Source organism: Palleronia pontilimi (assembly GCF_016412875.1).
In the GTDB taxonomy this organism is placed as follows: domain Bacteria; phylum Pseudomonadota; class Alphaproteobacteria; order Rhodobacterales; family Rhodobacteraceae; genus Palleronia; species Palleronia pontilimi.
Genome location: NZ_JAEKPD010000008.1, coordinates 86401 through 102088 on the forward strand (window position 1 = coordinate 86401; position 15688 = coordinate 102088).

Sequence of the window (15688 nt, forward strand, 5' to 3'; positions counted from 1 at the left end):
CGCACACGGAGCTTCCCCATGTATTACGACACGCCCTGGCACTTCTGGCCCGTTCTGACCGTCGCCTTCATCTGGCACCTGGTCGGCGTCATCGACTACACCGCCACCCAGTACGAGCTTGAATTCTGGCTGGCCATGGCGACCGAGCGTCAGCTGACCTTCATCGACAGCATGCCGGACTGGGTCGACGGTGGCTGGGCCATCGCGGTCTGGAGCGGTTTGCTGGGCGTGATCCTGGCGGCGTTCCGCACCAACTTCGCGCCGCTGGTCCTGTCGATCAGCTTCATCGCGACGCTGGTCGTGACGATCTGGCTCGTCACCGTGTCGGATCCGTCCCTGACCGAGATCGCAGGCTGGCCGGGCGCTGCCGTCATGGCGGGGGCCTGCGTCATGGCGCTGCTTTTGTGGCTTTACGCGCGCGCCATGCACCAGGAAGGCGTGATCGACTGATCCGCGCGATCCAGAACCGGAACGGGGCCGCCGACGATCCGTCGCGCGGCCCTTGTCAATCCGCGATCCCGGTCGCGGCGCGCCACGCCGCCCAGTCTTCGGGCGTGTCCAGATCGGTGACGGCACGTCGACCGGGCAGGGGGACAAGTCGCGGCCGCTCGCCTTCGAGCAGGGTTCGGGCGCCGGCATCGCCCGCAAGCGTGCCGAAGCGCGCCACCAGCCGCGCGGGGAACACGACCGGCTGACCCGGCGTCCCGTCCTCCGTCGCCGCGCGCACCGGTCGGTCGGGCTGTTCCCGCCACGCGTCGATGAGGGCCAGCATATCCCCGGTCTCGATCTCGGGCATGTCCGCCAGCACGATCATCACCGCTTGGCCGCGCGCCTGCGGACCGATGCTGCGGAACGACGCCGCCATGCCGTCGGAGGCGTCGGCGACCTCGATCAGCCGCGCATCGAGACCTTCCAGCATGTCGCGGCGTGGACCCGGGCCCGGCACCGTCACCAGCACCGGCTGGCCCGTTGCCAAGGCCCGCTCGACCATGAGGCGCAGCAAGGGGACGCCCTGCAGCGTCTCGGCCAGCTTGTCGCTGGCCCCCATCCGTGTCGATGCCCCCGCCGCCAGGACGGCGATCTGCAGCGGCGCCATGGCTGGTCCATCACTGTTCTTCAAATACTCAGATCCCGACCTAGCGTTCCGGGATCAACCCCCGCGGCGAGAAGCGTAGCACGAGCAACAGCAGGATCCCCATGGTGAAGAGCCGCATATGCGCGGCCGACTCGAGCATCCGTGCGCGCAGCACCGACCCTTCCGACAGCCCGGCGCTCAGCGTCTCCATCAGCCAGATGCCGATCGGCTCGACCTGCACCCACAGGAACCAGACCAGGAAACCACCCAGGATCGCACCCAGGTTGTTGCCCGAGCCGCCGACGATCACCATGACCCAGACAAGGAAGGTGAAGCGCAGGGGCTGGTAGCTCGACGGCGTCAACTGCCCGTCCAGCGTCGTCATCATGGCACCCGCCAGCCCGCAGATCGCCGAGCCCAGGATGAAGATCTGCAGGTGCCGCGCCTTCACGTCCTTGCCCATCGCTTCGGCCGCGACCTCGTTGTCGCGAATGGCACGCATCATCCGGCCCCAGGGCGACGCCAGGGCAGCCTGTGCCAGCCACAAGAGCACCACCAGCACCACTGCGAAGAGCGCGGAATAGCCGAGCTTCACGGCGATGGACGACGCCAGCACCGGGTCCGCGCCGATCTCGGCCGTGCGCTGCAAAAAGGCCTCGGATTGCTGCAGATCGACCTCGTAGGGGACGGGGCGGGGCAGGCCGATGACGTTCTTCACGCCGCGCGCCAGCCAGTCCTCGTTCTTCAGCACGGCGATGACGATCTCGGCGATGCCCAGCGTCGCGATGGCCAGGTAGTCGCTGCGCAGCCCCAGCGCCGTCTTGCCGATCGCCCAGGCCGCGGCCGCCGCCAGCGCACCGCCCACGGGCCAGGCGATGAGGATCGGCAGTCCCAGCCCGCCCAGGTAGCCCTGGGTGGCCGAGTTCACCGCCTCGACCGCCGTCACGCCCGCGTCGAAGACGAAGCGGAACACGAAGAACCCGGCGACCAGCAGCACCAGCATCGCCAGCGCCCGCGCGCGTCCCGGCGCCATGCGGCCCCACAACACGACCGCGCCCACGATGACCCCCAGCCCGACCAGCAGACCGCCGATCACCCGTGCGCCGCCCGCCGCCCAGGCCTCGGCCACGGGCGGCATGCCGATCAGCACCGCGCCAAGACCGCCCAGCGCCACGAAGCCCATGATGCCCACGTTGAACAGACCCGCGTAGCCCCATTGCAGGTTCACCCCCAGCGCCATGATCGCGCTGATCAGCCCCATATTGATGATCCCCAGAGCGACGTTCCAGCTTTGCAGAAACCCGGTCAGGGCGATCAGGCCGAACACGGCGGCGAACAGCAGGACGGCTCTCATACCGATTTCCCCTTGAATAGCCCGGTGGGCCGGAACAGCAGCACGATCACCAGGATCGCGAAGCTGACGGCGAACTTGTAGTCGGTGCTCAAAAGCTGCACTAACCCGTCCGGCTCGAGCGGTCCGGGCAGCCAGTATTCCAGCACCTTCTTCCAGGCGTAGGTGACCGTGACCTCCGAGAACGCCACCACGAATCCGCCCGCGATGGCACCGATGGGCGAGCCCAGGCCACCGACGATGGCCGCCGCGAAGATCGGCAGCAGCAGCTGGAAATAGGTGAACGGCTTGAACGACTTGTCGAGCCCGTAAAGCACGCCCGCGACCGCGGCCAGCGCCGCGACGATGACCCAGGTGATGGTGACGACACGCTCGGGATTGATGCCCGAGAGCAGGGCCAGGTCCTCGTTGTCGGAAAACGCCCGCATGGATTTGCCGGTGCGGGTGCGGTTCAGGAACCAGAACAGCGCCGCCACGACGATCACCGCCGTGACGATGGTCATCGCCTGGCTGGTGCGGAAGGCCAAGCCCTCGTCCAGCCCGGTGATCTCGCGGAAATCGCGCGCCGAGATCAGGAAGCGGGCGCCATCGGCGAAGTTGCGGTCGTCGGGCCCGATGATGAAGCGCACCAGGCCATTGGTCACGAACATCACGCCCATGGACACGATCACCAGGATCACCGGCGCGACCCTCTGTCGACGGTAGAAGCGATAGACCAGCTTGTCGGTGCCCAGGACCAGAAGCGCGGTGATCGCGATGCCGAAGGGCAGGGCCAGCAGCGCGGTGGGCAGGGGGCCCAGCGACACGCCCCATCCCTGCAAGAGCCACGTGACAAGGATCGTGGACATCGCGCCGAAAGCCATGGTGTCGCCATGGGCGAAGTTGGAAAACCGCAAGATGCCGTAGATCAGCGTGACCCCCAGCGCCCCCAGCGCCAGCTGCGCGCCGTAGGCGGTGGCGGGGATCACGACGAAATTCAGCAGCGCGACCAGCCCGTTCAGGAAATCGATCATTCCGGCGCCTCGCAGCGGCCGAGATAGGTGATGACCAGCGGCCCGTCCTCCATCGTCACGGTGTAGACCGCGTCGCCGTCCGGTTCGCGGGCGATGGTGTGGAACGCGCCCGCGCCCTTGCCCGCGAAGGTGGCGCCCGTCTGCGCCATGTCTCCGAACGCATCCGCGTAGAGCGTCAGGTCGACCGAGCCGGACACGCTCGACAGCACCGCATCCGGTGCAGATCCGGTCAGCCGCGGATCCACCGCCAGCTGGGCTTCGAAGGTCGTGTCACTGCACCCGCCAGGTGCGAGGCATTCGACCTTGAAGGCACACGAGAACGTAATGGCCGAACCGGCCTCTTGCGCGGGGGCGTCCGTCGCCGCGGCCAAAAGCGCGGCACCCAGCATAAGCGCCGCGCCACCCCCATCTTTGTTCTTCCAAATATCCAAATCCCGTCCCCTCAAGCGTCCGTCCCTCAGCCCCCCAGAAACGACCGGCGCACATTGTCGTCAGCCAGCAATTCCGCGCCCGTCCCGGTGAAGGCATTGGCGCCCTGCACCAGCACGTATCCCTTGTGCGCGATGGCCAGCGCCTGGCGCGCGTTCTGCTCGACCATCAGGATCGAGATGCCGGTCCGCGCCACCTCGATGATCCGGTCGAAGAGCTCGTCCATGACGATGGGACTGACCCCCGCCGTGGGCTCGTCCAGCATCAGCACCCGCGGCCGGGTCATCAACGCGCGGCCCACGGCCACCTGCTGGCGCTGGCCGCCCGACAGCTCGCCCGCCGCCTGCCGCCGCTTGTCGCGCAGGATCGGAAACAGCTCGTAGATCTGCTCGATGGTCTTGGCGATGTCGTCACGGCGCAGGAACGCGCCCATTTCCAGGTTCTCTTCGACCGTCATGGACGTGAAGATGTTGTTTGTCTGCGGCACGAAGGCCATGCCCTTGGCGACGCGTTCCTGCGGCTTCAGGGCGGTGATATCCTCGCCGCCCAGCCGCACGGACCCCGATCGCAGGTTCAGCATCCCGAAAACGGCCTTCATGGCGGTGGACTTGCCCGCGCCGTTGGGACCGACGATCACCGCGATCTCGCCATCCTCGACCGCGATCGTGCAGTCATGCAGGATGTCCGCGCCGCTGCCGTAGCCGCCGGTCATCGCTTCGCCGATCAGGAAGGGTGCGCTCACGCGGGCACCTCGTTCTTCAGACCGGTGCCCAGATAGGCCTCGATCACGGCATCGTTATTCTTGATCTCGTCGATGGTGCCCTGCGCCAGCACCTTGCCCTCGGCCATGACGATGACCGGATCGCAAAGACGACCGATGAAATCCATGTCGTGCTCGATCATGCAGAAGGTGTAGCCGCGCTCGCGGTTGAGCCGCAGGATCGCGTCGCCGATGGTGTTGAGAAGCGTGCGGTTCACGCCCGCGCCGACCTCGTCCAGGAACACGATCTTGGCGTCCACCATCATGGTGCGGCCCAGTTCCAGCAGCTTCTTCTGGCCGCCCGAGAGGTTGCCTGCCTTTTCATCCTTCAAGTGATCTATGGTCAGGAAATCAAGCACTTCGTCGGCCTTCTTCAGAAGCGCGCGTTCCTCGTCTGCGATGCGCGCGCGCTGGAACCATGCCGCCATCAGCCCTTCGCCGGATTGCCCGCCCGGCACCATCATCAGGTTCTCGCGCACGCTCATCGAGCCGAACTCGTGCGCGATCTGGAACGTCCGAAGCAGCCTCTTGTGAAACAGGGTGTGCGGCGGCAGGCCGGTGATATCGTCGCCGGCCATGGTCACTTTGCCGCTGGTCGGGGGCAGCACACCCGCGATCACGTTGAACAGGGTCGTCTTGCCGGCGCCGTTCGGCCCGATCAATCCCGTGATGGAACCTTCCTTGATTTCCAGGGTTGCTCCATCGACGGCGCGGAAGCCCCCGAAATGCTTATGGACGTCGGTAACGACGATCATTTTCCCTGCTCCCCCTGGGGTCCGATTTGTCCCGATCGGTGCATTTGGCCAAGCCCTGTCGCAGTTCAGCCCGGCACGCTCGCGTGCCGGGCTGTTCCTTGTCTGCCAGGAAGGACTTAGCGGATTTCCACCTGGCTGAACGCGCCGTCCTCGACGGTGTATTCGAGGTAGGTTCCGGCGGCTTCGCCCGGCCCGATCAGCTCGACATTGGTGGCGCCCACGTAGTCGATGTCGCCGCCTTCGGCCAGGATGTCGAACGCCTTCTTCAGATCGCCCGGCAGGATCGGCTCACCCGGTGCGTTGGCCACGTCCAGGATCGACGCCTTGTACTCGTTGGGATCGGACGAACCGGCGGCCTGCATCGCCAGCGCGATCAGCGCGGCGGCGTCATAGCTTTCACGGGTGTAGGACGACGCGGGATCGAAACCGGCCGCATCGGCCAGGCCCGCGAACGCCTCGGTGCCTTCGCCTTCCGACCACGGCACGGCGCCGTACGAGCCGTTGAGATCCGGCCCGATCGAGGCCAGCAGATCCTCGGAATACATGCCGTCGCCCATCATGAACGTGTCGAACGCGCCGGAGTCCAGCGCGCCGCGGATCATGCCCTGGCCGCCCTGGTCGGCATAGCCCAGCACCACCAGCACGTCGCCACCGGCCGAGGCCAGCGCGCCGACTTCGGCCGAATAGTCGCCCTTGCCGTCCTCGTGGCTGGCATTCAGCGTCACGGTGCCGCCATTGGCCTCGAAGGCCGCGATGAAGCTGTCCGACAGGCCCTGGCCGTAGTCGTTGTTGGTGTAGGTCACGGCGACTTCGGTGACACCCTTGCTGTCCAGGATGTTGGCCAGCACTTCGCCCTGGCGCGCGTCGCTGGGCGCGGTGCGGAAGAACAGGCCGTTATCCTCGGCTTCCGACAGGCCGGGCGACGTGGCGGAGGGCGAGATCATGACCATGCCGTTGGGCACGGCCACGTTGGCCAGGATCGCACCGGTCACGCCCGAGCAATCGGCGCCCATGATGCCGGAAATGCCGTCCGAGGTGATCAGGCGTTCGGCCGCGGCGGTGGCGGCGGCGGCGTCGACGCAGGTGCTGTCGGCGGTCACGGCCTCGATCATCTTGCCGTCCAGGATGCCGCCCGCGTCGTTGATCTCGGACACGGCCAATTGAGCCGATTCCGACATGCTGGGGGTGATGGATTCGATGGGTCCGGTGAAGCCCAGGATGATCCCGAGCTTGATGACGTTCTCATGGGCTGCGCCGAAGGCGGCGGTGCCCGCGACGGCGGTTACGGCCGAGGCCATAAGCAGTTTCTTCATTGCAAAGACTCCCTGTCTTTTTTTGTTTGCGGGCGGATGATTGGCAGTTTTGATGTGGTTTTGCAATCGGTCCCGATGGCCAGGTGACCCAAGGTCGGGTCTGCCGATCAGGCCGACGCCGCGTGGCTGCCCCGCTCGCGATAGGGCGTCTTGTCGTAATGGGCGCGGTAGCATTTCGAGAAATGCGACGGCGAGGTGAAGCCGCAGGCCAGCGCCACGTTGATGACGCTCATGTCGGTCTGCATCAGCAGGTTGCGCGCCTTCTGGAGGCGCAGTTCCATGTAATACCGCTTTGGGCTGCGGCTGAGATACCGGCGGAACAGCCGTTCCAGCTGCCGGGTGCTCATGCCCACGTCGCGTGCCAGGGTGGCCGGGCTGATCGGGTCTTCGATGCTGGCCTCCATGATCTGGATGACCTGGGCCAGCTTGGGGTGGCGCACCCCGATGCGGGTCGGCACGCTCAGCCGCTGGGTGTCCTGGTCGGTGCGGATCGAGCTGTAGATCATCTGGTCCGCCACCCCGTTTGCCAGGTCTTCGCCGTGGTGATCGGCGACCAGCTTCAGGAACAGGTCGATCGACGACGTGCCGCCCGCCGTGGTCATGCGGTTGCCATCGGTGGTGAAGACCGACCGCGTCAGGGTCACGTCCGGGAAATCTTCGAGAAAGCTGTCCTGGTTTTCCCAGTGGATCGTGGCGCGCTTGCCGTCCAGAAGACCGGCCTTCGCCATCGCGAAGGATCCCGTGCACAGCGCCGCGACCGAAACGCCGCGCCGTGCCTCGCGGCGCAGCCAGTTCAAAAGCTTGCGGGTGGTGGCAGCACCGATGTCCACGCCGCCGCACAGCACGATCATCGAATCGCGCCCCAGATCCGGCAGGTCCGAGTCGAGCACGAAGGACGTGCCCGCCGAACAGGCGATCTGGGTGCCGCCTTCGCCCACCAGCGTCCAGCGATACAGCGTCTTTCCCGATAACCGGTTGGCGATGCGCAGACATTCCATGGCGCCGGCGAAGCTGATCAGGCTGAAATTCGGCAGCAGGGTGAAGGCGACGTGTCGCGTGGCGGGATTGATCGTGGCGTCGGTCGCGTGGGTCATGTCGGCTTGCGCCCCGGTCCTTGGATGCAGTGTTGCCCGGAATCCATACACCTATCGCCTTGCCCCGCAAGAATTTCCGACCCGCGGGCCCGATCGCGGCGATGCGTTTTGGCGGTTTGCAAGGCAAATGGATCGGCCTATACAGCCTATTCTACGCAAAACACCTCCGAAGGAGCCATCCCATGGCTGATTGGCAGAAATCGTCCTGGCGCACCCGCGAGCGGATCCAGATGCCCGATTACACCGACGCGGCCGCGCTGCAGGCGGTCGAAGCGCGGCTGGCCAAGTTCCCGCCGCTGGTCTTCGCGGGCGAGGCGCGCACCCTGCGCGAAGAGCTGGCGGCCGTGTCGCGCGGCGAGGCCTTCCTGCTGCAAGGCGGCGATTGCGCCGAGTCCTTCGCGGAATTCGCCGCCGACACGATCCGCGACACGTTCAAGGTGATGCTGCAGATGGCGATGGTTCTGACCTACGGCGCCAAGGTGCCCACGGTGAAGGTCGGCCGCATGGCGGGGCAATTCGCCAAGCCGCGCAGCGCGCCCACCGAAACGGTGCAGGGCACCGAGTTGCCCAGCTATCGCGGCGACATCATCAACGGCTTCGACTTCACCCCCGAAGCGCGGATCCCCGATCCCAACCGGATGCTCGAGGCCTATACCCAGGCGGCCGCCACGCTGAACCTGCTGCGCGCGTTCTCGAAGGGCGGGTTCGCCGACGTGCACCGCGTGCATGCCTGGACGCTGGGCTTCACCGACGACGACGAGGCCGGCAAGTACCGCGACATGGCGAACCGCATCCAGGACACGCTGGATTTCATCACCGCGGCGGGCCTGACCTCGGACAACAATGCCGAGCTGTCGACCGTGGATTTCTATACCTCGCACGAAGCGCTGCTGCTGGAATACGAAGAGGCGCTGACGCGGGTCGACAGCACCTCGGGCCAGACGATCGCGGGCTCGGGGCACCTGATCTGGATCGGCGACCGCACGCGGCAGCCCGACGGCGCCCACGTGGAATATTGCCGGGGCGTGTCGAACCCCATCGGGCTGAAATGCGGACCCAGCATGACCGCGGACGATCTGAAGAAGCTGATGGCGACCTTGAACCCCGACAACGATCCGGGCCGACTGACCCTGATCGCGCGGTTCGGCGCGGGCACCGTGGGCGATCACCTGCCGCGCCTGATCAAGACGGTGCGCGACGAGGGCGCGAACGTCGTCTGGTCCTGCGATCCCATGCACGGCAATACGATCAAGTCGGCGTCGGGCTACAAGACCCGGCCCTTCGACAGCGTTCTGCGCGAGGTGCAGGAGTTCTTCGCCGTCCACAATGCCGAAGGCACCATCCCCGGCGGCGTGCATTTCGAGATGACGGGCAAGGACGTGACCGAATGCACCGGTGGCGTGCGTGCCGTCACGGACGAGGATCTGTCGGACCGCTATCACACCGCCTGCGATCCGCGTCTGAATGCCAGCCAGTCGCTGGAACTGGCGTTCCTGGTGGCCGAAGAGCTGCGCAACCGCGGCGACGCCGAGCGTCAGCGCGCGGCGGGCTGACAGCGCGGCCCGCGCGCCGTCAGGCGTCGTTGGAAATCACGGTCAGCTTGCCCCGCATCCGGTCGCGATCCCGCAGCCGGTCGCGCGCGGCATCGGCTGCGGTGAAATCCGGCCCGGGCGTGGCAGGGCCGAAATCGGGACGCGAGCCGTAGCCCAGCAGCGTCCGCCGATCCTGGCCCACCAGGTCGAAGCGCTGCGGGGCGCGCACGTCCTTGCCGCCCGCGCTCATGCACCCGATGACGCGGCTGACCTCGCCCGCGCGGTCGCGCAGCGGCAAAAGCAGCATCCGCGCGGCAAGTCGGCCGCGCAGGCCCTGGCGACGGCTCTGCAGGACCAGCTCGACCCGTGCGGGTTCATCGAAGATGGCCGACAGGCTGTCCTTCAGCTCGTCCCGCGCGCCGGGCGTGAACAGCGCCGAGAACGGCATCCCGCGCAGATCCATGCCCAGCAGCGACGAGACCTGCTGCCCGGCCAGCCGGAACCGGGCCATGCCGGGCGCGATGCGTTCCAGCAGGAAGGTCTGGTCCAGCGTCTGCTCCAGCCCGCGCGGATCGACCTCGTCGCGGTAGGGCATGATGCGGCCCGCCGAAAGCGCGGTCCAGTAGGTTTCCAGCGCGTGGAAGCAGTCGATGCCGTCCGCCTTCGGACGGCGCGAATTGAGCGCGACGATCTTGTCGTCCTTGCCGTGGTCGGGCGTGTATCCGAACATGCCTATCCCCTGTCTCTTTCCGGGTGGACCCGCGTTGTCGTGCGCTGAAGGCTCTGCTAACGCTGGTCCGATACTGAATGCCGCCCCCGAATGTGACCATATAATGTCTTGCGCCGGATTTCCGCCTTATTTTGTTCAAAAGGTTAACACCCGATGATCCATTCGATGACGGCCTTCGCGTCGGGAACCGGTGCGCGGGACGGCTTGAGCTGGACGTGGGATCTGCGCAGCGTGAACGCGCGCGGGCTGGACCTGCGGATCCGGGTCCCGGACTGGATCGACGGGCTCGAGCCGGGGTTGCGGGCCCTGCTGCAAAAGGGGCTGTCCCGGGGATCGGTGACGCTGGGCCTCAGGCTGATCCGGGACACGGGCCCCGAGGACGGGCCGGATGCCGATGCGATCGACCTGACACTGGCGCGGATCGCCGCCGTCCAGGGGCGCGCCGCGGCGCAGGGGATGTCGTTGGCCCCGTGTTCGGCGGCGGACGTGCTGGAGCTGAGCGCGGGGCAGGGGCCGCGCCAGTCGAGCCCGGACGAGGTGGCATCCCTGCGCGCCGCGCTGCTGGCCGAGTTCGAGGCGACGATCCTGCCCGCGTTCCTTGCGATGCGCGCGACCGAGGGCGCGGCCCTGAAGACCGTGCTGCTCGACCAAGTCGCGCAGGTGGCGGCCCTGACCGATACCGCCGCCGCGCAGGCCGAAGCCCGCCTGCCGCAGGTGCGCGAAACCCTGAAAGCGGCGCTGGCACGGGTCGTGGACAACACCGACGGCGCCGATCCAGACCGCGTGGCGCAAGAGCTCGCGTTGCTGGCGGTCAAGGCCGACGTGACCGAGGAAATCGATCGTCTGCGGACCCATGTCGCTGCCGCGCGCGATCACCTGGCGGGCGACGGGCCCACGGGCCGCAAGCTCGATTTCCTGACGCAGGAGTTCAACCGCGAGGCCAACACGCTCTGCGCCAAGGCGCAGGACGCCGCGCTGACCGCCACCGGCTTGCAACTGAAGGCCGTCATCGACCAGATGCGCGAGCAGGTCCAGAACGTGGAATGATGCATGGCTGAGAAAACGGCCCGGCGCGGGCTACTGATCATCCTCAGCTCGCCTTCGGGGGCGGGCAAGTCGACGCTGGCACGGCGGCTGCGCGACTGGGATCCGAGCATCGAGTTCTCGATCTCGGCCACCACGCGCAAGCCGCGCGAGGGCGAGCAGCACGGCCGCGAATACTTCTTCGTCAGCGAGCCCGAGTTCAAGCGTTCGGTCACCGATGGCGCAATGCTCGAGCATGCCCATGTCTTCGGCAATTTCTACGGCTCGCCCCGCGGTCCGGTGGAAGCGGCCATCGGGGCGGGCCGCGACGTGCTGTTCGACATCGACTGGCAGGGCGCGCAGCAGATCCGCAACTCGCCCCTGGATACCAACACCCTGTCGATCTTCCTGCTGCCGCCGTCGATCCGCGAGCTGCGCCGCAGGCTGGAAGAGCGCGGCCAGGACGACGCCGCCACCATCGACCGGCGCATGCAGAAAAGCTGGGACGAGATCAGCCATTGGGACGGCTACGATTTCGTCCTTGTGAACGAAGACCTGCAAGCGACGGAAGAAAAACTGAAATCCATCATCACCGCCGCGCGTCTGCGCCGCACGCAGCAGCCCCGGCTGACCGAGCATGTGCGCAAACTGCAGGCCGAATTCGAGGACCGCCCATGATCTACGACCTGGATGGCAATACCCCATTGATCGACCCCGACGGCACCGTCTGGATCGCGCCCGACGCCAACATCATCGGCAAGGTGGTGCTCGGGTCGAAAGCGTCGGTCTGGTTCTGCGCCACGCTGCGCGGCGACAACGAGGAAATCCGCGTGGGCGCCGGGTCGAACGTGCAGGAAAACTGCGTGCTCCACACCGACATGGGCTTCCCGCTGACCATCGCCACGAACTGCACGATCGGCCACAAGGCGATGCTGCATGGCTGCACGATCGGGGACAATTCGCTGATCGGCATGGGCGCCACGATCCTGAATGGCGCCAAGATCGGTCGGAACTGCCTGATCGGGGCCGGGGCGCTGGTGACCGAAGGCAAGGAGATCCCCGACGGATCGCTGGTCATGGGCGCGCCGGGAAAGGTGGTCCGTCAGCTCGATGACGATGCCATCGCGGGGCTGGAAGCGTCGGCTTTGCACTACCAGCAGAACGCCGCCCGCTATGCCAAGGGTCTGACCGCGCTGGGGGATGGTCGATGACCGACAAGACCCTGGTCCGCCGCACGCCCTGGCCCGCCAGCGACAGCTGGCCGGTCTGCACGCCGCTGCAGCCGTCGGTGGTGTATGCCTCCGAATCGCCCGACGCGCTGGACGACATGTATGAAGGCCGCGCCGAGGGCTACGCCTATGCGCGCGAAGCGCATCCCAACGCCGACGTGCTGGCCGCCAAGCTGGACGGCATGGAAGGGGTGCAGGGCGGGATCGTGCTCGGATCGGGCATGGCCGCCGTGACCGCCGCGCTGCTGGGCGTGCTGAAGGCGGGCGATCACCTGCTGGGCGGCAACCAGCTTTACGGGCGCTCTTTGCGGATGATGTCCACCGAGTTGCCGCGCATGGGCATCGCCACGTCGCTGGCCGACCCCACGGACGTTGCGGCGATGGAGGCGGCGGTCCGCCCCGAGACGCGGATGATCCTGATCGAAGTGGTGTCGAACCCGACCCTGCGCGTGGCCGATCTGGAGGGCATCGCGGCTTTGTGCAAGCGGCGCGGGCTAGTGCTGGCGGTGGACAACACCTTCACGACGCCGCGCGCGGTGCGGCCCTTGGAGCACGGCGCCGATATCGTCATCCATTCGGTCACCAAGCTGCTGGCGGGCCATTCGGACGCCACGCTGGGCTATGTGGGCGCGCGCGATGCCGACCTGAACGACGCGATGCTGGGGGTCGCACAGACCCTGGGTCTGACCGCCAGCCCGTTCGATTGCTGGCTGGCCGAGCGGGGGCTCTATTCGTTCGAGCTGCGCTATGACCGGGCCGAGGAAAACGCCCGCGCGCTGGCCGACCATCTGCACGGGCTGCCGGGGATGACGCGCGTCATCTATCCGGGCCGCCCCGACCACCCCGACCACAACCGGGTCCAGGGGCTTCTGGGATCGCGTACCGGCAACATGGTCACGTTCGAGATCGAGGGTAGCCGCGATGCCGCCAACCGGCTGGTGCGCGCCGCGCGCAACATCGCCTTCGCGCCGACGCTGGGCGATATCGGCACCACGCTGTCGCACCCCGCAACGTCGTCCCATCGCGGCCTGACGCCCGAGGGTCGCGCCGCCCTGGGGCTGTCGGAGGGCTCGTTCCGCGTCTCGGTGGGGGTCGAGCCTGCGGATCTGCTCTGCACGGAATTTGAGGCAGCGGTGCGCGCGGCGGCGCGGGACTAGCGTCAGATGGATGTCGAGGCGCTGGGCAATCTGCTGGCCGCGCTGCCACTGCCCGCGGTATTGATCGGACCCAGCGAGCGGGTGCTTCGCATGAACCTGCCCGCCACGACCCTGCTGGGAACGGGGCTGGAAGGACGGCACTACATCACCGCGCTGCGCCAGCCGGGCCTGCTGGATGCCGTCGAGGCCACGCGCGCCAGCGGCATCGCGCGGCAGGTGGAATACCTTGCCCATGACGGCGCGCAGGACACGACATGGAACGTCACCGTGGCGCCGGTGGGCGTGGGCTTGCTGCTGAGCTTCGAGGATCGCACGGCCGCGCAAGAGGTCGGGCAGATGCGCCGCGATTTCGTGGCCAATGTCAGCCACGAGCTGCGTACGCCCCTGACGGCGCTGATCGGCTATATCGAGACGCTGCAGGGCCCGGCCAAGGACGATGCCGTCGCGCGGGCGCGCTTCCTGGACACCATGGCGCGCGAGGCCCAGCGCATGAACCGGCTGGTGAGCGATCTGCTGTCGCTCAGCCGGGTCGAGGCCGATGCCCGCGTGCGCCCCACGGCGACCGTCGAACTGGTCGGGCTTCTGCAGCAGGTGGTGGGCCTGCTGCGCACCATCGCCGACGAGGCGGGCGCCACCATCACGCTCGACTGCGACGTCGAGGCCGCCGCCGTCGCAGGCGACGGGGACCAGTTGCGCCAGGTCTTCGTCAATCTGACCGAGAACGCGATCAAATACGGCGGCGGCACCGTGCGGATCACGCTGTCGAGCGATCCGCAGATGCGCGTGCTCCGCGGCCCCGGCGTGCGCGTCGACGTGACCGATAACGGACGCGGCATCGATCCGGTGCATCTGCCGCGCCTGACCGAGCGATTCTACCGAATCGATACCCACCGCTCGCGCGAAGTGGGGGGGACGGGATTGGGGCTTGCGATCGTGAAACACATCCTGAATCGCCACCGGGGACGGCTGCGAATCTCGTCCCAACCCGGTCAGGGCAGCCGGTTCTCGGTTCTTTTGCCGTTGAAAAACGCCTGAGCGGGCCATTTGTCATAAAACCGTTACACGGTTGTTACAGAAGCGTTTCCAATGATCCCTAACTACGCAGTCACAGCCGCCGAGGACGCGCGGCCCGAGATGACCACAGGAGACATCATGTCCATCACCAAGCTTACAACAGCTTCGACCGTGATCGCGCTGGCAGCCAGCGGTGCCGCGCTGGCGCAAAGCCGCGACAACGTGCAGATCGCAGGTTCGTCCACCGTGCTGCCCTACGCATCCATCGTGGCCGAAGCCTTCGGCGAGAATTTCGACTATCCCACGCCGGTCGTGGAATCGGGCGGCTCTTCGGCCGGCCTCAAGCGGTTCTGCGAAGGCGTGGGCGAGAACACCATCGACATCGCCAACGCGTCGCGCGCCATGCGCGAAGGCGAGATCGAAGCCTGCGCCGCCAACGGCGTGGACGAGATCATCGAAGTGCGGATCGGCTATGACGGCATCGTCTTCGCCAGCCAGATCGACGGCCCCGAATTCACCGCGTTCGAGCCGTCGGACTGGTTCCTGGCGCTGGCCGCCGAGTTGCCGCAGGACGGCGCCATGGTGACCAACCCGAACGCCCAGTGGTCCGACGTGAACGCCGAGCTTCCGGCGGTCGACATCGCCGCCTTCATCCCCGGCACCAAGCACGGCACCCGCGAAGTGTTCGAGGAAAAGGTGCTGCTGCAAGGCTGCGAAGATACCGGTGCCATGCAGGCCATGATGGACATGGGCATGGAAGAAGACGCCGTCGAGTCCGCCTGCATGGCGGTGCGCACCGACGGGGCGTCGGTCGATATCGACGGCGACTACACCGAGACGCTGGCCCGCATCAGCTCGAACCCCGATGGCGTGGGCGTGTTCGGACTGGCGTTCTACGAGAACAACACCGACACGCTGAAGGTCGCCACCATGGGCGGCGTCGAGCCCAACGTGGACACGATTTCCTCCGGTGAATACCCGGTGTCGCGTCCGCTGTACTTCTACATCAAGAAGGCGCACCTGGGCGTGATCCCGGGCCTGAAGGATTACGCCATGTTCTTCGTGGCCGACGAGGTCGCCGGCGATGGCGGGCCGCTGGCCGAATACGGCCTGGTGCCCGATCCGGAACTGGCCGCGACCCAAGAGAAGATCGAGAACGAGACGACCATGGGCGAAGGCTCCTGATCGTAAATCCATAAGCGGCGGGGCGTCC

At 66.9% G+C, this 15688-nt stretch carries 17 protein-coding genes; 8 read left to right on the plus strand and 9 right to left on the minus strand.

The features are described from left to right. Nucleotides 1–18 precede the first annotated feature (18 nt). Nucleotides 19–450: a hypothetical protein gene (locus ILP92_RS09270; RefSeq protein ID WP_198916104.1), complete on the plus strand. Its 432-nt coding sequence runs from the start codon at nt 19–21 to the stop codon at nt 448–450. Nucleotides 451–505: 55 nt separating this feature from the next. Here ILP92_RS09270 and ILP92_RS09275 read toward each other — a convergent pair whose 3' ends face one another. From ILP92_RS09275 to ILP92_RS09310, 8 genes are all read right to left on the minus strand, one after another. Beyond that, nucleotides 506–1096 (minus strand): nucleotidyltransferase family protein, encoded by a 591-nt coding sequence (locus ILP92_RS09275; protein ID WP_198916105.1) that lies wholly within the window; start codon nt 1094–1096, stop codon nt 506–508. Nucleotides 1097–1136: 40 nt separating this feature from the next. Then, a complete protein-coding gene (locus ILP92_RS09280; protein WP_198916106.1) occupies nt 1137–2429 on the minus strand; it encodes a branched-chain amino acid ABC transporter permease in 1293 nt (430 codons plus the stop codon). Next, nucleotides 2426–3436 carry a branched-chain amino acid ABC transporter permease gene (locus ILP92_RS09285; RefSeq protein WP_198916278.1) on the minus strand — a complete coding sequence of 337 codons (1011 nt, stop codon included), beginning with the start codon at nt 3434–3436 and terminating at the stop codon, nt 2426–2428. Before ILP92_RS09285 ends, ILP92_RS09280 begins: the two co-directional genes overlap by 4 nt. Continuing rightward, complete coding sequence (locus ILP92_RS09290) at nt 3436–3828, minus strand: hypothetical protein (protein WP_198916107.1); 393 nt, start codon at nt 3826–3828, stop codon at nt 3436–3438. Before ILP92_RS09290 ends, ILP92_RS09285 begins: the two co-directional genes overlap by 1 nt. A gap of 68 nt (nt 3829–3896) precedes the next feature. Next, complete coding sequence (locus tag ILP92_RS09295) at nt 3897–4610, minus strand: ABC transporter ATP-binding protein (RefSeq protein ID WP_198916108.1); 714 nt, start codon at nt 4608–4610, stop codon at nt 3897–3899. Continuing rightward, on the minus strand, nt 4607–5383 hold the full coding sequence (locus ILP92_RS09300) for an ABC transporter ATP-binding protein (protein WP_198916109.1): 777 nt from the start codon (nt 5381–5383) through the stop codon (nt 4607–4609). Before ILP92_RS09300 ends, ILP92_RS09295 begins: the two co-directional genes overlap by 4 nt. 116 nt (nt 5384–5499) lie before the next feature. Then, the gene (locus tag ILP92_RS09305) at nt 5500–6696 is read right to left on the minus strand and encodes an ABC transporter substrate-binding protein (protein ID WP_198916110.1); all 1197 of its coding nucleotides are present in this window, start codon (nt 6694–6696) and stop codon (nt 5500–5502) included. Between the two features lie 107 nt (nt 6697–6803). Continuing rightward, complete coding sequence (locus ILP92_RS09310) at nt 6804–7790, minus strand: GlxA family transcriptional regulator (RefSeq protein WP_198916111.1); 987 nt, start codon at nt 7788–7790, stop codon at nt 6804–6806. 182 nt (nt 7791–7972) lie between these two features. Here ILP92_RS09310 and ILP92_RS09315 point away from each other — a divergent pair, with 182 nt between their 5' ends. Continuing rightward, nucleotides 7973–9343 carry a class II 3-deoxy-7-phosphoheptulonate synthase gene (locus tag ILP92_RS09315; protein WP_198916112.1) on the plus strand — a complete coding sequence of 457 codons (1371 nt, stop codon included), beginning with the start codon at nt 7973–7975 and terminating at the stop codon, nt 9341–9343. A 19-nt stretch (nt 9344–9362) separates the two neighbouring features. On the opposite strand, the gene ILP92_RS09320 is transcribed toward ILP92_RS09315, so the two are convergent. Beyond that, nucleotides 9363–10052: a PAS domain-containing protein gene (locus tag ILP92_RS09320; protein WP_198916113.1), complete on the minus strand. Its 690-nt coding sequence runs from the start codon at nt 10050–10052 to the stop codon at nt 9363–9365. A gap of 153 nt (nt 10053–10205) precedes the next feature. Here ILP92_RS09320 and ILP92_RS09325 point away from each other — a divergent pair, with 153 nt between their 5' ends. From ILP92_RS09325 to ILP92_RS09350, 6 genes are all read left to right on the plus strand, one after another. After that, nucleotides 10206–11099, plus strand: coding sequence for a YicC/YloC family endoribonuclease (locus tag ILP92_RS09325; protein WP_198916114.1), 894 nt, complete (start codon nt 10206–10208; stop codon nt 11097–11099). A gap of 3 nt (nt 11100–11102) precedes the next feature. Beyond that, entirely contained in the window at nt 11103–11753 is a 651-nt protein-coding gene (gene gmk / locus ILP92_RS09330; protein ID WP_198916115.1) for a guanylate kinase, read from the plus strand. Beyond that, nucleotides 11750–12286, plus strand: a complete 537-nt coding sequence (locus ILP92_RS09335; RefSeq protein ID WP_198916116.1) for a gamma carbonic anhydrase family protein — start codon at nt 11750–11752, stop codon at nt 12284–12286. The genes gmk and ILP92_RS09335 overlap by 4 nt, the downstream gene beginning before the upstream one ends. Then, nucleotides 12283–13461, plus strand: coding sequence for a trans-sulfuration enzyme family protein (locus ILP92_RS09340; protein ID WP_198916117.1), 1179 nt, complete (start codon nt 12283–12285; stop codon nt 13459–13461). The genes ILP92_RS09335 and ILP92_RS09340 overlap by 4 nt, the downstream gene beginning before the upstream one ends. A 6-nt stretch (nt 13462–13467) precedes the next feature. Beyond that, complete coding sequence (locus ILP92_RS09345; protein WP_198916118.1) at nt 13468–14496, plus strand: ATP-binding protein; 1029 nt, start codon at nt 13468–13470, stop codon at nt 14494–14496. A 117-nt stretch (nt 14497–14613) separates the two neighbouring features. After that, a complete protein-coding gene (locus ILP92_RS09350) occupies nt 14614–15660 on the plus strand; it encodes a substrate-binding domain-containing protein (protein WP_198916119.1) in 1047 nt (348 codons plus the stop codon). The last annotated feature ends 28 nt before the right edge of the window (nt 15661–15688 follow it).